Here is a 17,779-nt window from a genome sequence, read left to right as displayed (position 1 = left end):
CGAAGCGGCGACGCTGAGTGAGAGGCGGGACAGGTATCCGCATCGACCGCCTCATCCGACCGTCCCGGAGGTGTCTCATGTCGGTGTCCTCGCTGCGTGCGCTGGCCGACGAGCAACTCACCGTGGCCCAGGCCGCCGACAACGGGCGCAGCGCCAAGACCGTACACGGTGGGCCTGACACGGCCCTGCGACACACGCTGCTCGCGCTGACCGGCGGACACGCGCTCGCCGAACACGCCAGCCCGGGTGAGGCGACCCTGCTGGTGCTGCGCGGCCGGATCCGGCTCGTCGCCGGAGACCGATCCTGGCCGGGCGAGACGGGCGACCTGCTGGTCATCCCGGACGCCCGGCACGCGCTGTACGCCGACGAGGACTCGGCGGTGCTGTTGACCGTCGCCCGCTGACGGCGGTGTCGGCGGCTCAGCCTGCCAGCATCCCTGGCCCGAACACCTCGTAGACGATCCGCTCGGCCGGCAGGCCTCGGAGCAGCAGCTCGCCACGGACCTGGGCCATGAACGGCACCGGCCCGCACAGGTGCGCGTACGTGTCCGGCGCGAACGGGATCCGTGCCGGATCAATCCATCCGGAGTGGATCGTCGCCTTCAGATCGGGGAGTTCGCCGTCGGTGGCGTCTTCGTACCACAGGTGTACCGACAGGTTGGGCATCCGCTGCTGAAGCTCCGGCAACTCGTGGCGCAACGGGTGCGCGGCCGCCGACCGGTCGGCGTGCACCAGCACCACCTCGCGGGCCGGCGCGACCGTGCTCAGCTGGGCGAGGGCGGCCATCGCCGGGGTGACGCCGATCCCGGCACTGACCAGCAGCAGCGGCACGCCGAGCTCGCCGATGGAGCTGACCTCGCCGAACGCCGGGCTCAGCCGCAGGACGTCACCGACGGCGGTCCGGCCGTGCAGTTGGCTGGAGACCGCCCCGTCCGGCACCGGCGATCCGGCTGACCCGCCCGCCGCGCCGGCCCCGCCCCGGAGCCGTTTGACGGTGATCCGCCAGGTGGCGGCGCCGGGCCGACCGGACAGACTGTACTGGCGGATCTGCCGGCCCTGGCCGCCTCCCAGATCAACCGCGACCGAGACGTACTGGCCGGGGGCGAAGGTGGGTGCCGGGTCGCCGTCGGCCGGGGCCAGGATCAGCGACACGACGTCGGCGGTCTCCGGAATCTTCTCGACGATCCGCCACGGCCGCCAACCGGCATCGGCCTGCAGGGGGAGGCCGGCGACGGTGTACAGCCGGGCCTCCCGGGCGACCAGCTCGCAGGCCAGCAGCCAGTAGACCTCGTCCCACGCCGCCGCGACCTCGGGCGTCACCGCGTCGCCGAGCACCTCGCCGACGGCGGCGAGCAGATGCCGTCCGACGATCGGATACTGGGTGGCGGCGATGCCGAGCGAGGCGTGCTTGTGCGCGATCCGGTCCAGGATCGGCGCCCAGGACACTGTGCTGCGCCCGGTCAGGTGCTCGGCGTAGGCGACCACCGCGGCGGCCAGCGCCGCCTGCTGGCGGCCGGTCGCCTGGTTACCCCGGTTGAACAGCTCCAGCAGCTCCGGATGGGCGGCGAACATGCGCTGGTAGAACCGGCTGGTGATGGCCTCGCCGTGGGCCTGTACGGCGGGCAGGGTCGCGGTCACCACCGCTGCTGAGGACTTCGAGAGCACGGTCACTCCTTTGGGGATCGGACGGGTACGACGCCACTAAACAGGAATCTATGAATCTTCTTTTAGGGCCATTGGTCCCGAGCTCGTTCACGCCGCGCCGGGCCGTACCAAGCCGTACCTGCCTGCCGTGGCTGATTAAGGTCGGGACGTGAAGCTCAACCGGTCCACGGACATGGCGTTACGGATCGCCATGCTCGCCGCCGCGTCTCGCACCCGTACCACGGTGGACGACCTGGCCGACCGGCTCGCCCTGCCACGCAGCCACGTCGCCAAGGTCGTGCAACGGCTGCAGCGGCTCGGCGTCCTGGTCACGGTCCGGGGCCGGGCAGGCGGCACCGCGTTCGCCCCGGACGCCGCCGAGATGACCGTGGCCCAGGTGGTACGGGCCTTCGAAGGCGACGGTGAGGTGGTCTCCTGCGAACAGCCGGCCTGCCCGCTGCGCGCCGGCTGCCGGTTGCGGGTCGAGCTGCGCCGGGCCCAGGCGGCCTTCCTTACCGCGCTCGACAAGGTCTGTCTTGGGGACCTCGTCGACGCCGACACCGGTCCACTGCCTGCACTGCTCACCATTGACCTCGGAGAACCGTCGCCGGCCCTCGACAGGCGCGCCGAGGTCAGTCAGGCCCGGTTGGACAGTTCGGCGTAGCCTCGGACGACCGCGACGCCCGCCGCCTGCGGCCCGAACGGCGCCCGCGCGGCTACCCGTTCCGGCGGTGCGCCGTCGGCGTGCCCGTCTCGGATCAGCCACTCCAACGCCACCAGGTCGGCGTGCTGGGCCCGGACGAAGTCGACGCCGACGCACGCGCCGTGGCCGGGCACCACGACACTGGCCGGCCCTAGCCGCCGCAGCACCGCCGCGAGGGTGTCCGGCCACTCCAGCGGGTAGGCGTCGTCGAACGACGGTGGGGCGCCCTGCTCGACCAGGTCACCGGCGACCAGCAGGTCCGCGTCCGGAACGTGCACCACCAGGTCGCCGATGGTGTGCCCGCGCCCGGGATGCCACAGCTCGACCGCCCGGCCGCCCAGGTCGAGCGTCGCGGCGCGGGTCACCGTACGGTCCGGTGGGTGAACCACCGCGTGGCTGAGCTGCTCGGCCAGCTGCGGATCGTGGCCGATCATCTCGCGGTACGCCTCGTCGCGGACCACCTCGACCGGGCGGGCCAGCAGGCGGGCCGCCTCCTGATGGGCCCACACCGGCGCGGGCGGGTCCCCGGCGGCCACCTGGTTGCCGAAGCAGTGGTCGAAGTGGTGGTGGGTGTTCACCACCGACCACGGCAGGTGGGTGATCCGTCGGGCCGCCTCGACCAGCTCGGCGGCCTCGGCCGGCGTACTGCCGGTGTCGACGAGCACGGCGGCGGCCGCGCCGACGACCAGCGTCGAGTTGACGTCGAGCCGGGGCCGGCGCAGTACGTACACCCGGTCGCCGACCTCGACGAACCGGGCGCTCATCCGGAGACTGTCCGCTCACCGGTGGGGTCGTCGCCGACGCGCGGCGCCGGCGTGCGGTCGAAGGCCCGCTCGACGAACCGGTGCCGGTCGACCAGGGCCCGCTCGATACGGCCCTGCGCGACGGTCGTGCCCGCCTCGAACACCACCACCTCGAAGACCAGCCGCCGCCCGTCGACCTCGCTCAGCCGGGCCAGCGCGGCCACCGTGCGGCCGACCGGGGTCGCAGCCCGGTGGTCCAGCTCGACCCGGGTGCCGACGGTGGTCATGCCGGGTGGCAGCCCGGTGGCGGTGGCGGCGACCGTCGCCGCCTCGGCCAGCGCGAGCAGCCGCGGGGTACCGAGGACCGGTACATCGCCCGAGCCGACCGCCTGGGCGGTGTCGGAATCGGTCACGGTCAGCTCGACCCGGGCGGTGGCACCCGGGCGGAAACTGTTCTCCGGCGTCTGTCCCATGACCGTTCAGCCTAGGTGCTCGACCTGCGTCGGACCACGAAAGCCCGACCGCGCGCCGGCGGTGCTCTGCCGGACCGCCATGGTGAACGGGGTCTGCACGTCGTACGGCGGCCGGGGCGGGCGTCCTTCGATCCGGTCGACCAGCCGTCGGACCGCCAGCCGGGCGATCGCCGCCTTGTCCGGGGAGATGCTGGTCAGGCTCGGGTTGGCGTACCGTCCCTCCTCGATGTCGTCGATCCCGACGACCGCGACGTCCTGCGGGATCCGCCGGCCGGCGTCGACGGCGGCGCGCATCGCGCCGAGCGCGATCAGGTCGTTGTACGCGAAGACCGCGTCCGGTGGCTCGGCGAGGGCGAGCAGTCGTCGCATCGCGGCCGAGCCGTCGGCCCGGCCGAACCGGTCGGTGACCACGGTCAGTTCCGGTCGGTCGGGCAGCCCGGCGGCGGCGATGCCCGCCCGGAAACCGCGCAGCCGCAGCTGCGCCGACTGCCGGTCGTCGTGGCCACGGGCCCCGATGAAGGCGATTCGGCGGCGGCCGAGCGCGACCAGGTGCGCCACCGCCGCGCGGCTGGCCGCGACGTTGTCGATGGCGATGTGGTCGTGCGGTACGTCGGAGACGCCCTCGCCGATGAGGACCAGTGGCAGTGCGTCGCGGCGGGCGAGCACCTCGGCGCGGCCGATCCGCACCGGGCTGAGGATCAGCCCGTCGACGACGTGCCGGCGGGAGCCGCCGAGTAGCGCCAGCTCCGTGTCGGGGTCGGCGTCGGTGCTCTCCATCACCAAGGTGTAGCCGAGCCCTGCAGCCTCCCGGATCGCCATCTCGGCCAGCTCGGCGAAGTACGGGTTGGTCAGCTCGGGGATGGCCAGCGCGATCAGTCCGGTTCGGCCGCGCCGCAGGTGCCGGGCGCTGAGGTTCGGGGTGTAGCCGAGTTCGTCGATGGCCTGCTGCACCCGGCGTCGGGTGGGTTCGGCCACCGGCCGGTAGCCGTTGACCACGTTGGAGACCGTGGCCAGTGAGACGCCCGCGCGCTCGGCGATGCTCCGCAGACTGGCACCCATCCGTCGATCCTGGCATACATCGACGGGCGGAGATTGACGGCGGTCGACTGGGCGTCTATAACGTTATAGACAACCTCGACGCACCTCGATGCACTTTCTGATCCGATCCCGTCCCCGGCCCGTCCACCGATGGAGACGACATGCGATCACCCCGTACCCGTTGGACCGCTGTCGCGGCAGCGACCGTGACCGCGGCCGCCGGCCTGCTCGTCGCGCCCCCGGCCGCCGTCGCGGTGCCCGCCCGCCCTGCACCGCTGACCACCCCGTGGACCGCCCAGGCGCTCACCGGCACCCCGCTGCCCGAGTACCCCAGGCCGCAGATGACCCGACCCGACTGGCGCAACCTCAACGGCGAATGGCAACTGCGGCAGTCCACCACCGACGACGCCCCACAGTTCGGCGTCGACCTGCCCGAACGGGTCAACGTGCCGTTCCCGGTCGAGTCGGCGCTGTCCGGCATCGGCCGGGCCGCAGACGACGACCGGCACCACCTGACCTACCGGCGCACCTTCACCGTTCCGCGTAGCTGGACCGGGCGGCGGGTGCAGCTGCACTTCGGTGCCGTCGACTGGCAGACCACCGTCTGGGTCAACGGCCGGCGGGTCGGCGGCCACACCGGCGGCTACGACGCCTTCAGCTTCGACATCACCAGCGCGCTGCGCGGCGGCCCGAACGAACTGATCGTCACGGTCTGGGACCCGACCGACAGCCGGCAGCACGGCAGCCTGCCACCGATCGGCAAACAGACCCGCACCCCCGGCGGCATCTTCTACACCCCGGCGTCGGGCATCTGGCAGACCGTCTGGCTGGAACCCACCCCGACCACCTCGATCAGCGACGTCGACCTGCGCCCCGACCTGGCCAGCGACACCATCCGGGTACGGGTGGCCACCCGAGGCGACACCACCGGCCACACCGTCCGCGCCGAAGCCCTCGCCGGAGCCACCGTCGTCGGCACCGCCACCGGCGGCTTCACCGAGTTCGCCGTGCCGGTGCCCAACGCCCGCCGCTGGTCCCCGGACGACCCGTACCTCTACGACCTGCGTGTCACCCTGCGTGACCGGCACGGCCGGGTCGTCGACCGGACCACCCACTACTTCGGCATGCGGGAGATCGGCGTACGGATCATCGACGGGGTGCCGCGACCGACCCTCAACGGCGAGTTCGTCTTCCAGCTCGGCACCCTCGACCAGGGCTACTGGCCCGACGGCGGCTACACCGCGCCGACCGACGAGGCGCTCGCCTTCGACCTGCGCAAACACAAGGACCTCGGGTTCAACACGGTGCGCAAGCACATCAAGGTCGAACCGCAGCGCTGGTTCTACCACGCCGACCGGCTCGGTCTGCTGGTGTGGCAGGACATCCCGTCGATGACCGCCCAGGACATCGACCCGACCGACGCCCAGCAGGCCCAGTTCGAGGCGGAGGCGCGCCAGATCGTCACCGAACACCGCAATTCACCGTCGGTGGTCAGCTACGTCGTCTACAACGAAGGCTGGGGCGAGCGGGCCCTGGCCGACACGATCCGGGTCGGCCAGGCCGTCAAGGACCTCGACCCGACCCGGCTGGTCAACACCCACAGCGGGTACAACTGCTGCCAGTCGCTGGGCAACCCCGGCAACGGCGACATGGACGACTGGCACGTCTACGTCGGACCCGGCGCGCCCGCGCCGACCGGCGGGCGGATCTCCGTGCTCGGCGAGTTCGGCGGCCCCGGCCTGCGGGTGCCGGGCCACGAATACAGTCCGAACGGCAACTTCCAGGCGTACGAGTGGCAGCCGACCCCGGCCGCGTTGACCGACCGCTACGTGGGCCTGATCCAGGGCACCACCAACCTGATGATCGGCCGGGGCCTCAGCGCCGCCGTCTACACCGAGATCACCGACGTCGAAGGCGAGCTGAACGGCTTCCTCACCTACGACCGGCAGGTGGTCAAGATGGACGAGGCCCGGGTCCGGGCGGCCAACCTGGCGCTGATCGCCACCTCCCGGGCGCTGCCGTCGCGTACCCCGGTCGCCCTGCCGCTGGACGCCCGCCGGTCGCTGCGGGTCACCACACCCGGCTTCACCGACCGCTACCTGCGGCACCGCGACAGCCTGGCCTACACCGACGTGGTCACCGCCGACAGCCCGCAACTGCTAAAGGACGATGCGACGTACGTGATCCGGCCCGGTCTGGCCGACCCAAACTGCTTCTCGTTCGAGTCGGTGAACTTCCCCGGCCAGTACCTGCGGCACGCCAACTCCCGGGTCCGCAACTCGCCCGACGACGGCACCGCGCTGCTGCGCGCCGACGCCACCTGGTGCGCCCGGCGCGGGCTGACCGGTGCCGGGGTGTCGCTGGAGTCGTACAACTACCCGGGCTCGTTCCTGCGGCACTACGCCGCCGAGATCTGGCTCAGCGACGGCGCGGGCGGCCACAGCTGGAACTCGCCGACCAGCTGGGCGGCTGACGCGACCTGGGAGCTCAGCCCTGCCTGGGTTCCGTGACCGCGCCGACGCGGTAACGGTCGGCGACCGCCGCGAAGGCTGCTTTGGGCTCCCACGGAAGGCCGGCGTAGGCACCGCCGCTACGGCCGTCGAGGACCTTGACGATCCCGGGGCTGGCGAGATCGAGGTCGTCGCGGGGGTCACCGTCGGGGCGGTGCGGCAGGTTGTCAAGCGCGAAGAGGTGTACGAATGTGCTGTCGACCCCGGCGGAGTCGAAGATTTCGAGCAGGTCGCTGAGGTACGCCGCCTGGCCGGCCTCGTCGCGTTGGTACCGCCCGTTGAGCCGCAGCGGCTCCCCGGTGGCCTCGTCGTACTCGATGATCTCCATGCTGCGGGGCGCGACGTCGCCCGCGCCCCGCCAGGTGGCGGTGCCGAAGCCGGTGACGGCGACCGGTTTCGACGCAGCGACGAGACCGCGTACGCCGTCCCGGAACTGGTCGGCGACCTCGGCGGATCTGATCAGTTCGAGGGTGACGAAGTCGAACAGGTCCCACTCGACGCCCTCGAACGGTATCGCGGCGTAGGTGACCTTCCCGTGGAATCGCTCGCGGATCGCCGCCACGGCGGTGGGCAGGAAGCGCCCGAGCCGGGAGCGTGCATCGGCCATCCGGCGAGCCGGGTCCGCCATCAGCTGGTTGAGCCGTTGCTCGATGCGGTCGCCGTCGATGAACCCTCGGTTCATGACGCTCAGCTCGACCCCGGCGACGAACACCACCTCGGCGCCGGTGGCGCGCAGGCGTTCGGCCCGCTCGGCGCAGTCGAGCAGCAGCGCGAGGATCCCGTCGGTCGCCAGGTCCAGCGGGTACGGCGAGAACCAGACCTCCAGTCCAAAGTCGGCGGCGGCGCGGGCGGTGAGCTCCAAGCGCTGCGGGTCGCCGCCGATGACGTGGACGGCGTTGCAGTGCAGGTCGTCGCGGATGACGGTCAGCTCCCGCCGGACCCGCTCCGGATCGAAGTGTTCCAGTGAGTTCCGGCCGTCCCGGACGAAGCCGGTGTCGTAGGCGATGCCTCTGGCTCGCATGTCCTCATGGTCCTTCCTGGGCAGCTGTCGGGGGGTCGGACGGGTCGACGCTAGCATAAAAGTGCGGGCACGCAAGTTTGCGCATGCGCAATTAAGCGTGCGCGCAGTTGTCGTGCGATAGTGGGGGAGTGACAGCAGGTCGGCCACCCTTGCGTGAGCGGAAGAAGCAGGCCACCCGGGAGGCGCTTCGGGCGGCGGCGCTGCGACTGGCGCTGGAGCATGGGCCGGACAACGTGCGCGTCGACGACATCGCCGAGGCCGCAGGCGTGTCACCGAGGACCTACAACAACTACTTCTCTAGCCGGGAGCAGGCGATCGTGGCGGCGGTCACGGCTGAGCGCGGGTCCCGGCTGGCGGCAGCCATCGCCGACCGCCCTGCGGACGTCGGTCTGGCCGACGCTGTCACCGAGGCTGTCGTCGGGCAGTACGCCGACCCCGACGACCACGCCCAGGGCACCCTTCTGATGATCACGAGCAGCGCCGCACTACGTGCCTGCTACGTCGACGCCGTCACCGCGATCGAAGGCCCGCTCGCCCAGGCCATCACCAGCCGGTGCCCGGACGTGGACGGTCTGACCGGCCAGGTACTGGCCGCAAGCGCCAGCGCAGCAGCCAAGGTCGCGGTTCAGCAGTGGCTGCAGTCAAGCGCGGTGCCGCCGTCGATGCCCGGATTCGTGGTGCCGTCCGGGTCGCTGCCGGACCTGGTCCGGGCCGCGTTGACGCCGCTGCGACCGGCCTTCGACGCCGTTGCGCCGCCGTCGCCGTCGCAATGATCAGGGCTCGAGTCGGGTGGCTTCGGGGTCGGGCCCGTTGACTGCCCGTCCGCCGTCGACGGCGAGGACGACGCCGTTGACGAATCCGGCGGCGGGAGACAACAGGAAGGCGACAGCGTCGGCCACCTCCTGCGCGGTACCGACCCGGCCGAGTGGATGCAGTGCGGCCATCTCGGTGTCCACTTCGGGGTGCCGGGCACGGTACCGCTCGAACCGGTCGGTGGCGATCGAGCCGAGCGCGACAGCATTGGTACGGATGCCGGCTGGCCCGTGATCCACCGCCATTGCCCGGGTCAGACCCTCGACAGCAGCCTTCGCGGTCGCATAGGGCAGCGCTCCACGGACCGGGCGCTGCGCTTGGTGGGACGAGACGTTGACGATGGCCCCGCCTCGCCGGTGTGCCAGGAAGTGGTTGACCGCGACATGGCAGCCGGTGACCGCTAAAGCCAGGTTGGTGGAGATCAGGTCCAGGATCTGAGCCGCAGACACGTCATCCATACCCGCATCACCGAAGACCGCGGTGCTGACCCTCGTCGGCGAGGCGTTCTGCGATCGCGCGACCGATGCCCCGGGCACCTCCAGTGACCACATACGACGGCCGCGTCACCATGCTCGGATGCCTCCTCCGTGTGCTCGGTCCTCAGGTGTCGATGAGGCTCCGGGGAGGTTGTGGCGCTGCCTCGGCTCCAACCGCACAGGTGGAGCCGAGGCAGGGTGATCCGACCTACGGCCAGCTCAGGGCTTCAGGTCGGCGGCGGTCGACACGAAGGACTGCCACGCGGCCGGCCCGAAGGCCAGGGTGCCACCGTCACGGTCCTTGGTGTCCCGGACGAGGACGCGCCCGGTGATGTTGTCGGCCACCTCGACGCAGGCCCCGGTGTCGGACTTGGTGCTCTTGCGCCAACGAGGCTTGGTCAGGTCCATGTCTCTCCCGCCTTCGTGATCAGTTCGAGCGAGTGCGCGCAGGGTAGAGCGTACTGCCGGATCGACTCCCAGCCGCTCTCCAGGCTCGATGCCGGTGCGGTCGGGCGACTGGGCTGCCACCGGGATAGGGCCGACTCCGGAGAGGGAAGATCTTTGGTGTCTAGTCCACATCACGGGAAGTCGCACAGTTAGTGCGACGTGCGCCGCTGTGGGGTTGGGTAGTTCATCAAATTGAGGCACACTATGAAGGTGACAATCCCTCATGAGTGCACATGGTGATCGACTTGATGTCTCAAAATAGCTTGACATTGAAAAACTTCACCATCTTGAAGTCTGTCTTGTGTCTATGCGTCACCCACCCGGCTCGCCGTCGTTTACGTACGGTCGGTAGCCTGATGATGGGAGACGACTTGGGACCGATTTACGGCTTTCCGTGGCATCCTGAGATGGAGATCCGGAGGGTCCTGGAGGAACTGTACTGCCGTGGATTTACGGGTCGGGTGAGCCGACCGGAAGGTCGAATCTTCTGCAGTTGTGGCAATCACTCAAAGAGTTTGAAGTGGAGTCCGGAAGATGCCATGAGGTATGCGGATCGCCTCAGGGCATGGGCAAACTCGCTCAGGTGTCGACGGCGTCCAACCGGGGGCCGGCGGAAGGGGGATCGGAGGCTAGAATCGTATAAGGAGCTGAACGGATGGAGGCGAGGATCGTCTTACGAGCCGTGCCCCGAGGATGGGGTGCAGGGCCACGGCCAGTCGCAGCCGAGTTGCATGCCGATGCGGAACGCCTCTTGGAAGAGATCCTCGCGGTTGAGAACTCGGCCAGTGTCGCAGATGTTTCAACCTCCAGTGACGCCATCGAGGGTGTCATCGAAGTTGAGGCCTTCATTGAGGCCGAGAGGGAGGGTGCTGCGGTCGATTGGCTCGTGAGCGCCTTCGCGGTCGCGGCGGATGCCATCGAGCGTCGCCGGCCAGGCGGCCGGCCGTCGATCAAATATCGCAAGAAGCTTCTCTATATCGAATACTCCAATGATGACTTGTCGCGCGGTGACGATGGTGATCCCGAGTTGCCGCGCGGTGCCCATGGTAAACCTGATCCATCACGCCGGAACGTTTCCGGTGGACAAGGTGGGGATTTGATCATTGGCTGGCCAGACGCCGATGATGCGGCGCGAGTGCGACCGTCGCAGGATGGAAAAGGGTCCTTCGGGGAAACTGGCGACCGTGTGGTGGCTGTACAGTATCTGCTGATTCCGAAGGTGGGGTGGCATCCCTCACCGGTGCGGCCCCCGGGTGTGTGACGCTGTTCCCCTGATGAGACCAGGCGAAACAGGACGAGCTCCCGGTCACCGATCAGGTGACCGGGAGCCCTTAGTATCCTGGGCCAGGACCTGTAGAGCACGCCCCGTCCGGAGTACGCCGGGGCAGGGGCCCACACCCGCACGGGCGCGTACTCGGTCGTCGAAGGTCCGGCCGCCCCGACGGGAGTCGTCGTCCGGCGGTGCCGCGGGCTACCGTCGCGTGATGAGTGGTGTACGCGACGACGTCGACATCCGACAGGTCACCGGTTGGGTCGCCGCCGCCCGAGGGGTCCTGGCGTTGACCGGAGCCGGCATCTCCACCGACTCCGGGATTCCCGACTTCCGGGGCCCCAACGGCGTCTGGACCCGGGACCCGGAGGCGGCCAAGCTGTTCACCCTCGACGCGTACGTCGCCGACCCGGCGGTGCGGCGTCGGTCCTGGATCGGCCGCCGGGACCATCCGGCCTGGTCCGCGCAGCCGAACGGCGGCCACGCGAGTCTGGTGGAGTTGGAGCGGTCCGGCCGGCTCGCCGCGATCGTCACCCAGAACATCGACGGCCTGCACCAACGCGCCGGCAACAGCCCGGACAAGGTGATCGAGATCCACGGCACCATGTCCGAGGTCGAGTGCCTGAGCTGCGACGACCGGACCGGCATGGACGAGGCGCTGGCCCGGGTCGCCGCCGGTGAGGACGATCCGGACTGCCGCCTGTGCGGCGGCATCCTGAAGGCGGCGACGATCTCGTTCGGCCAGTCGTTGCACGGACCCACGCTGCGCCGGGCGGTGCGTGCCGCCGAACGCTGCGACCTGCTGCTCGCCGTCGGGACGTCGCTGACCGTGCAGCCCGCCGCCGGCCTGGTGGAGGTCGCTGCCGAAGCCGGTGCCCGGGTGGTGATCGTCAACGCGGCGGCGACGCCGTACGACCCGATCGCCGACGCGGTGCTGCGCGAACCCATCGGTACGGTGCTGCCCGCCCTCGTCCATCAGTTGATCTAGAAGGATCTGGCCGGTATATCGACCATAATCCTTCTAGATCGACGGTCGCGGCGAGGGCGGATCGGCTGTGCTGCGGGCGGCGCGGGCCCGGTCGCTGAGCTCCGCCGCCAGCCACCACGCCTCGGCGACGTCGCGGTCCTTGGCGGCGGCGCTCGGCCCGCCGGCGGTGTCGGCGTACACAGTAGCCAACCCGAGCAGCCGCTGTAGCGGCCCGCGCACCACCCGTACGCTCTGCATCCGCGCGTAGGGTACGACCAGCATCTGCCGGGTCAGCAACCCGCTACGGACGCTGAACACGTCGTCGGCGAGCCCGGCACCGAGCTTCGGCTGCACCAGCGGGTTGAGCCAGCGGGCACGGCGCGGCGGCGGCGTCATCGGCAGCGCGTCGAGCGCGATGCCGGGCAGCACGTCGGCGAGGATGTGGTTGGCGGTGGGCAGTACGCCGACCGGCAGCAACTGGTCGGACTGGGTGCTGCCACCCTGCCCGTCCGGTGCGGCGTAGCCGGCGACGTGCAACCGCATCCGCAGCCACTTCTTCCCCCGCCACAGCAGCGGCCAGGTCGCCCCGATCGCCTGAATCCGGTGCAGCGGTACGGTCTGCGACCGGGTCTCGGTCAGCCCGTGCCGGACCCGCAGACCCACCTCGTCGCGGGCCAGCCGGAAGTTCCAGTCGCTGAGCACCCGCCGGATCGGCTGCAGGATCACACCGGCGGTGGCGGTCAGGGTGCTGGCGACCGCCACGAACGACCAGGTGGCGTCCATCGCGAACTGGGCGATCACGAACGCGACACCGAACGGCAGGAACATGGTCTGCGGGGTGAGTAGCTGGCTGATCAGCAGGTCCCGGTTGACCACGGTGTGCAGCAGCCGGCCGGGTGGCGGCGCGGACGGGTCGGGCAGACCGGCCGGGGTACCGTCCGGCGGCGGTGCCGTCCCGTCGAGGGCTGCCGCGTCCGGTGCCGGCGCGGTGCGGCCGGCGCGGCCGGCGAGCGCCAGCAGCCGGGCCCGCAGCGTGGCGGCGTCGGCGACGGTCAGGAACGCCAGTGGTGCCTCGGTCTGGCCACCGCCGACCACTTCGAGCCGCAGCTCGGCCAGGCCGGTCAGTTGGGCGAGCAGTGGCCGGACCACTTCGACGGCCTGCAACCGCTCCAGCGGGATGGCACGGGTCCGCCGCCACAGCAGACCTTCGTGAATTCGCAGCTCACGGCCGACGACGTGGTAGCCGGTGTTGTACCAGCTGATCACCGCCACCGCCAGGTAGCCGAGCAGGCACAGCACGACCAGCAGCGCGAAGCGGCCGAAACCGACCCGGCCGAGCGTCTGCCAGGACAGGCCGGCGATGATCACCACGAGGGCCCTGCTGCCCTTGAGGATCGGGCTCAGCGGATGCAGCCGCTGGCGGGGCTCCTCGACTGGGCCGTGCGGCGGGTACGGCGGGTACGGCTGGCCGGGCAGTGGGTAGGCCTGGCCGGGCGGCGGGTACGGCACCGGGGCCCCGGGCGGCGGCTGGCCAGGCAGCGGGTGCGGCTCACCGGGCAGCGGCTGCGGCGGTGGGACCGGTTCGTGCGGCTGGCTCACAGGCCCTCCGCCCGGATCTCGCCGAGCGCGGTGAGCCGGTCCCGTAGCCGGGACGCCTCGGCGGGCCGCAGCCCGGGCACTCGAGCGTCGCTGGCCGCCGCAGCCGTGTGCAACTGCACGGTCGCCAGGTCGAAGGCCCGCTCCAGCGGGCCGGCGGAGACGTCGACGAACTGCATCCGGGCGTACGGGACGATCGACAGCCGGCGTACCAGCAGCCCATGCCGCACCAGCAGGTCGTCGTCGCGCTCGGCGTACCCCCAGGCGTAGACGGCCCGCACCGTCGCCACCACCCGCAGCACGGTGAGCAGCACGGCGGCGGCGAAGCCGACGCCGACGAACCAGAAACCGGTGATCGCCCAACCGACGCCGAGCCCGACGAGCAGGAAACTCATCCCGATGGCGAGCCGGATCAGCTCCACCCAGACCAGGTCGCGGGAGACGGGCTGCCACTGCACCGTCTCCGGCCAGGGCTCCAACGGGCTGAGCGGGGCTGCCGGTGCGGCGGACTGTTCGGTCACCCTTACGAGCGTAGGCGATCAGCCAAGCGGTGCCACGTCGCGGAGAAATCCGCGTACGTGCAGGAAGTCGCCGAGCCGGTCCCGGTGGTCGGCGCAGGCCAGCCAGGTTTTGCGGCGTTCGGGCTGGTGCAGCCGGGGATTGTTCCAGTTGAGCGCCCAGATCGCCGGGGCACGGCAGCCCTTGGCGGAGCAAGTCAACTGCTCGCCCGGTGCGGGGTCGGCAGGATCGGGGGAGGCGGCCACGGCACGAGTCTAGGTCGGGACCAGGCCAGAGGCGGTACGCGCCTGGAAGGAGTGAGCGCCGGGCGGCCACGGGGGAAGCCGCCCGGCGACGGCTGAATCGTACACACGCCGATCCCCCTCGTGTCTACCCACCGGGCGGTGCTTTCTCAGCCCCTGCCCGCCGGTTCGGACCGGCGTGCGACGCTTAGTGCGGCACGACCTTTTCGACCGACGACGCCAGAACCCTGACGACGCCAGAACACGCTGTGGAGGACCGGTGGCCCAGCCGACCACGCCCGAATCTTCGACACCGACCGCTGCGCCGCCATCGCCCCCCGAGGCGACACCGGCCATCGACGCGACCCTGCTCGAGCGGGCGATGTTCGAGGTCAAACGGGTCATCGTCGGCCAGGACCGGATGGTCGAGCGGATGTTCGTCGCGCTGCTCGCCCGAGGACACTGCCTACTCGAAGGCGTCCCGGGGGTGGCGAAGACCCTCGCCGTGGAGACCCTGGCCACCGTCGTCGGTGGTTCGTTCGCCCGGATCCAGTTCACCCCCGATCTGGTCCCCGCCGACCTGGTCGGCACCCGGATCTACCGGCAGTCCAGCGAGAAGTTCGACATCGAGCTCGGGCCGGTGTTCGTCAACTTTCTACTCGCCGACGAGATCAACCGCGCGCCGGCCAAGGTGCAGTCGGCGCTGCTCGAGGTGATGAGCGAGCGGCAGGTGTCGCTGGGCGGGCAGACGCACCCCGTACCGGATCCGTTCCTGGTGATGGCCACCCAGAACCCGATCGAGCAGGAGGGCGTCTACCCGCTGCCGGAGGCGCAGCGCGACCGGTTCCTGATGAAGATCGTGGTGGGCTATCCGACCGACGCGGAGGAGCGGGAGATCGTCTACCGGATGGGGGTGGAGGCGCCGCAGCCGAGCGTCGTATTCAACCCCACCGACCTGGTCGACCTGCAGCGCAAGGCGGACAAGGTGTTCGTGCACAACGCGCTGGTCGACTACACCGTACGCCTGGTGCTGGCCACCCGGGCGCCGGCCGAGCACGGCATGCCGGACGTCGCGCAGCTGATCCAGTACGGGGCCAGCCCGCGTGCCTCGCTGGGCATCGTGCGGGCCACCCGGGCGTTGGCGCTGCTGCGCGGCCGCGACTACGCGTTGCCGCAGGACGTGCAGGACATCGCCCCGGACATCCTGCGCCACCGGCTGGTGCTCAGCTACGACGCGCTCGCCGACGACGTGCCCGCCGACCACGTCGTCGGGCGGATCATGCAGATGGTGCCGCTGCCGTCGGTCGCCCCCCGGCAGAACGCGACGCCGCAGCCGGTGGGACCGATGGGACATGCCGCGCCAGCCGCCGCGGTGCCCGGCCCGCCCGGTGGCGCTGCCTGGCCCGGGCAGTCGCAGTGACCGCTGCGGTGCCGAGTTCGGGCCGCGCGGAGGCGGTGCTGTCCCGGCTCTATCTGACCGTCACCCGCAAGCTCGACGGCCTCCTGCAGGGCGACTACGTGGGGCTGCTGCCCGGTCCGGGCAGCGAGGCCGGTGAGTCGACCGAGTACCGGCCCGGTGACGACGTACGCCGGATGGACTGGCCGGTGACGGCCCGGACCACCGTGCCACACGTACGGCGTACGGTCGCCGACCGGGAGCTGGAAGCCTGGGTGGCGGTGGACCTGTCGGCCAGCCTGGACTTCGGCACCGCCCGGTGCCTCAAACGGGACCTGGCCGTCTCGGCGGCGGCGGCGATGGTGCACCTGACCGCGCGGGGCGGCAACCGGGTCGGCGCGGTGATCGGCACCGGTGATCCGGCGCTCGGCGGCGTCCTCACCCGGCTGCCGGCGCGGACCGGCCGCAAGGAGGCGCACGGGCTGCTGCGGGCGATCGCCGGCACCCCGTCCCGGCCCGGCCGCAGTGACCTCGGCGCCCTGATCGACATGCTGAACCGGCCGCCGCGTCGCCGTGGTGTCGCCGTGGTGATCTCCGATTTCCTGGCCCCGCCGCAGCAGTGGGGCCGGCCGGTCCGCAAACTCGCCGTCCGGCACGACGTCCTCGCCGTCGAGGTGGTCGATCCGCGTGAGCTGGAGCTGCCCGACGCCGGCGTGCTGACCCTGGCCGACCCGGAGACCGGCACGCTGCACGAGGTGCAGACCGCAGATCCACGGCTGCGCCGGCGGTACGCCGAGGCGGCCGGGGCCCAGCGGACGGCGATCGCGCAGACTCTGCGCGGTGCCGGCGCGGCCCACCTGCGGCTGCGGACCGACTCGGACTGGCTGCTGGACATCGTCCGGTTCGTCGCCGGGCAGCGGCACGCCCGCACCCGTGGCATCGCCCGCCCGGCCCCCACCCCGCGCCCGGAAAGCGAAGCTCGATGATCCGTTTCCTGCAGCCCTGGTGGCTGCTCGCCCTGCTGCCGGTTCTGGCGATCGCCGGGATGTACGTGTGGCGTCAGTTCCGCCGCAAGGCGTACGCGGTCCGGTTCACCAACGTGGACCTGCTGCGTACGCTGGCTCCGCGTGGTCTCGGCTGGCGCCGTCACCTGGCCGCCGGGGCGTTCCTGCTCAGCCTGCTGGTGCTGGCGTCGGCGCTGGCCCGGCCGTCGATCGACACCGAGGAGTCGCTGGAGCGGGCCACCGTCATGCTCGCCATCGACGTGTCGCTGTCGATGGAGGCCGACGACGTCACTCCCAGCCGGATCGAGGCGGCCCAGCAGGCGGCGAAGGAGTTCGTCGCGGAGCTGCCGGAGGGCTACAACATCGGGCTGGTCGCGTTTGCCAAGTCGGCGAACGTGCTGGTCTCGCCGACCAAGGACCGGGCTGCGGTGTCCCAGGCGATCGACGGTCTGGTGCTGGCCGAGGCCACCGCCACCGGCGAGGCGGTGTTCACCTCGTTGGAGGCGATCCGGCTGGTGCCGACCGACGGCGCGCAGGGCCCGCCGCCGGCCCGGATCGTGCTGCTGTCGGACGGCTACCGCACCTCGGGCCGGTCGGTCGAGGAGGCCGCTGCGGCGGCGTCGGCGGCCAACGTACCGGTGTCGACGATCGCGTTCGGCACCGACGACGGCCAGGTGCAGATCGGCAACCAGGTGCAGCGGGTGCCGGTGGACCGGTTCGCGCTGGCCGAGTTGGCTGAGGCGACCAACGGCTTCTTCTACGAGGCGGCGTCGGTGGGCGAGCTGAACCAGGTGTACGAGGACATGGGTTCGTCGATCGGGCAGCGGACCGTGCCGCGCGAGATAACCCAGTGGTACGCGGCCCTGGCGTTGCTGCTGGCGTTGGGCGCGGCGGTGCTCAGTCTGCTGTGGACTTCGCGGTTGCCGTGAGACGGCCCG

The 17,779-nt window shown here is 71.0% G+C and carries 19 protein-coding genes; 9 read left to right on the top strand and 10 right to left on the bottom strand.

What is annotated here, in order from left to right:
• The first annotated feature begins 77 nt into the window (after positions 1-77).
• Positions 78-404, top strand: a complete 327-nt coding sequence (locus O7629_RS14910; RefSeq protein ID WP_278169865.1) for a cupin domain-containing protein — start codon at positions 78-80, stop codon at positions 402-404.
• Between the two features lie 16 nt (positions 405-420).
• Here O7629_RS14910 and O7629_RS14905 read toward each other — a convergent pair whose 3' ends face one another.
• A complete protein-coding gene (locus O7629_RS14905) occupies positions 421-1,671 on the bottom strand; it encodes a globin domain-containing protein (protein WP_278169864.1) in 1,251 nt (416 codons plus the stop codon).
• A gap of 142 nt (positions 1,672-1,813) precedes the next feature.
• On the opposite strand from O7629_RS14905, the gene O7629_RS14900 reads away from it, so the two are divergent.
• Complete coding sequence (locus tag O7629_RS14900) at positions 1,814-2,308, top strand: Rrf2 family transcriptional regulator (protein ID WP_278169863.1); 495 nt, start codon at positions 1,814-1,816, stop codon at positions 2,306-2,308.
• Here the strand turns inward: O7629_RS14900 and O7629_RS14895 are convergent.
• From O7629_RS14895 to O7629_RS14885, 3 genes are read right to left on the bottom strand one after another with little or no spacing between them, the layout of a single operon-like run.
• Positions 2,281-3,111 carry an MBL fold metallo-hydrolase gene (locus tag O7629_RS14895; protein ID WP_278169862.1) on the bottom strand — a complete coding sequence of 277 codons (831 nt, stop codon included), beginning with the start codon at positions 3,109-3,111 and terminating at the stop codon, positions 2,281-2,283. The two genes, O7629_RS14900 and O7629_RS14895, sit on opposite strands and share 28 nt — an antisense overlap.
• Entirely contained in the window at positions 3,108-3,563 is a 456-nt protein-coding gene (locus O7629_RS14890; protein WP_278169861.1) for a hotdog domain-containing protein, read from the bottom strand. Before O7629_RS14890 ends, O7629_RS14895 begins: the two co-directional genes overlap by 4 nt.
• Positions 3,564-3,569: 6 nt before the next feature.
• Complete coding sequence (locus O7629_RS14885; protein ID WP_278169860.1) at positions 3,570-4,622, bottom strand: LacI family DNA-binding transcriptional regulator; 1,053 nt, start codon at positions 4,620-4,622, stop codon at positions 3,570-3,572.
• Between the two features lie 140 nt (positions 4,623-4,762).
• Here O7629_RS14885 and O7629_RS14880 point away from each other — a divergent pair, with 140 nt between their 5' ends.
• Positions 4,763-7,111: an AbfB domain-containing protein gene (locus tag O7629_RS14880; RefSeq protein ID WP_278169859.1), complete on the top strand. Its 2,349-nt coding sequence runs from the start codon at positions 4,763-4,765 to the stop codon at positions 7,109-7,111.
• Here O7629_RS14880 and O7629_RS14875 read toward each other — a convergent pair.
• Entirely contained in the window at positions 7,089-8,132 is a 1,044-nt protein-coding gene (locus tag O7629_RS14875) for a hypothetical protein (protein ID WP_278169858.1), read from the bottom strand. The two genes, O7629_RS14880 and O7629_RS14875, sit on opposite strands and share 23 nt — an antisense overlap.
• Before the next feature lie 149 nt (positions 8,133-8,281).
• On the opposite strand from O7629_RS14875, the gene O7629_RS14870 reads away from it, so the two are divergent.
• Positions 8,282-8,905: a TetR/AcrR family transcriptional regulator gene (locus tag O7629_RS14870; RefSeq protein WP_278169857.1), complete on the top strand. Its 624-nt coding sequence runs from the start codon at positions 8,282-8,284 to the stop codon at positions 8,903-8,905.
• Here O7629_RS14870 and O7629_RS14865 read toward each other — a convergent pair whose 3' ends face one another.
• Both O7629_RS14865 and O7629_RS14860 read right to left on the bottom strand, forming a co-directional pair.
• On the bottom strand, positions 8,906-9,403 hold the full coding sequence (locus O7629_RS14865) for an SDR family oxidoreductase (protein ID WP_278169856.1): 498 nt from the start codon (positions 9,401-9,403) through the stop codon (positions 8,906-8,908).
• Between the two features lie 237 nt (positions 9,404-9,640).
• Complete coding sequence (locus O7629_RS14860) at positions 9,641-9,829, bottom strand: DUF397 domain-containing protein (protein ID WP_278169855.1); 189 nt, start codon at positions 9,827-9,829, stop codon at positions 9,641-9,643.
• A gap of 790 nt (positions 9,830-10,619) precedes the next feature.
• On the opposite strand from O7629_RS14860, the gene O7629_RS14855 reads away from it, so the two are divergent.
• Positions 10,620-11,129 carry a hypothetical protein gene (locus O7629_RS14855; protein WP_278169854.1) on the top strand — a complete coding sequence of 170 codons (510 nt, stop codon included), beginning with the start codon at positions 10,620-10,622 and terminating at the stop codon, positions 11,127-11,129.
• Between the two features lie 223 nt (positions 11,130-11,352).
• A complete protein-coding gene (locus O7629_RS14850; protein ID WP_278169853.1) occupies positions 11,353-12,126 on the top strand; it encodes a Sir2 family NAD-dependent protein deacetylase in 774 nt (257 codons plus the stop codon).
• Between the two features lie 33 nt (positions 12,127-12,159).
• On the opposite strand, the gene O7629_RS14845 is transcribed toward O7629_RS14850, so the two are convergent.
• The 3 genes from O7629_RS14845 to O7629_RS14835 form a co-directional block, all read right to left on the bottom strand.
• Positions 12,160-13,614 carry a PH domain-containing protein gene (locus O7629_RS14845; protein WP_278174534.1) on the bottom strand — a complete coding sequence of 485 codons (1,455 nt, stop codon included), beginning with the start codon at positions 13,612-13,614 and terminating at the stop codon, positions 12,160-12,162.
• Positions 13,615-13,700: 86 nt separating this feature from the next.
• Positions 13,701-14,222 carry a PH domain-containing protein gene (locus O7629_RS14840; RefSeq protein WP_278169852.1) on the bottom strand — a complete coding sequence of 174 codons (522 nt, stop codon included), beginning with the start codon at positions 14,220-14,222 and terminating at the stop codon, positions 13,701-13,703.
• A gap of 18 nt (positions 14,223-14,240) precedes the next feature.
• Positions 14,241-14,465: a hypothetical protein gene (locus tag O7629_RS14835; RefSeq protein ID WP_278169851.1), complete on the bottom strand. Its 225-nt coding sequence runs from the start codon at positions 14,463-14,465 to the stop codon at positions 14,241-14,243.
• 256 nt (positions 14,466-14,721) lie between these two features.
• On the opposite strand from O7629_RS14835, the gene O7629_RS14830 reads away from it, so the two are divergent.
• Genes O7629_RS14830 through O7629_RS14820 form a run of 3 tightly spaced genes read left to right on the top strand, consistent with a single transcriptional unit; the run spans position 14,722 to position 17,770 of the window.
• Positions 14,722-15,861, top strand: coding sequence for a MoxR family ATPase (locus O7629_RS14830; protein WP_278169850.1), 1,140 nt, complete (start codon positions 14,722-14,724; stop codon positions 15,859-15,861).
• Positions 15,840-16,823, top strand: a complete 984-nt coding sequence (locus O7629_RS14825) for a DUF58 domain-containing protein (RefSeq protein ID WP_278174533.1) — start codon at positions 15,840-15,842, stop codon at positions 16,821-16,823. Before O7629_RS14830 ends, O7629_RS14825 begins: the two co-directional genes overlap by 22 nt.
• Positions 16,820-17,770 (top strand): VWA domain-containing protein, encoded by a 951-nt coding sequence (locus tag O7629_RS14820; protein WP_278169849.1) that lies wholly within the window; start codon positions 16,820-16,822, stop codon positions 17,768-17,770. The genes O7629_RS14825 and O7629_RS14820 overlap by 4 nt, the downstream gene beginning before the upstream one ends.
• The last annotated feature ends 9 nt before the right edge of the window (positions 17,771-17,779 follow it).

Source organism: Solwaraspora sp. WMMD792 (assembly GCF_029626105.1).
GTDB lineage: Bacteria > Actinomycetota > Actinomycetes > Mycobacteriales > Micromonosporaceae > Micromonospora_E.
The sequence above is the reverse complement of the archived record's forward strand: the minus strand, read 5'-3'. Positions and strand labels throughout refer to the sequence as shown.

What these genes read in the sequence shown, in the direction of transcription:
- O7629_RS14890 (WP_278169861.1), bottom strand. Translation starts at nt 3,563, where the DNA reads ATGGGACAGACGCCGGAGAACAGTTTCCGCCCGGGTGCCACCGCCCGG.
- O7629_RS14885 (WP_278169860.1), bottom strand. Translation starts at nt 4,622, where the DNA reads ATGGGTGCCAGTCTGCGGAGCATCGCCGAGCGCGCGGGCGTCTCACTG.
- O7629_RS14895 (WP_278169862.1), bottom strand. Translation starts at nt 3,111, where the DNA reads ATGAGCGCCCGGTTCGTCGAGGTCGGCGACCGGGTGTACGTACTGCGC.
- O7629_RS14860 (WP_278169855.1), bottom strand. Translation starts at nt 9,829, where the DNA reads ATGGACCTGACCAAGCCTCGTTGGCGCAAGAGCACCAAGTCCGACACC.
- O7629_RS14820 (WP_278169849.1), top strand. Translation starts at nt 16,820, where the DNA reads ATGATCCGTTTCCTGCAGCCCTGGTGGCTGCTCGCCCTGCTGCCGGTT.
- O7629_RS14880 (WP_278169859.1), top strand. Translation starts at nt 4,763, where the DNA reads ATGCGATCACCCCGTACCCGTTGGACCGCTGTCGCGGCAGCGACCGTG.
- O7629_RS14875 (WP_278169858.1), bottom strand. Translation starts at nt 8,132, where the DNA reads ATGCGAGCCAGAGGCATCGCCTACGACACCGGCTTCGTCCGGGACGGC.
- O7629_RS14850 (WP_278169853.1), top strand. Translation starts at nt 11,353, where the DNA reads ATGAGTGGTGTACGCGACGACGTCGACATCCGACAGGTCACCGGTTGG.
- O7629_RS14865 (WP_278169856.1), bottom strand. Translation starts at nt 9,403, where the DNA reads ATGGATGACGTGTCTGCGGCTCAGATCCTGGACCTGATCTCCACCAAC.
- O7629_RS14910 (WP_278169865.1), top strand. Translation starts at nt 78, where the DNA reads ATGTCGGTGTCCTCGCTGCGTGCGCTGGCCGACGAGCAACTCACCGTG.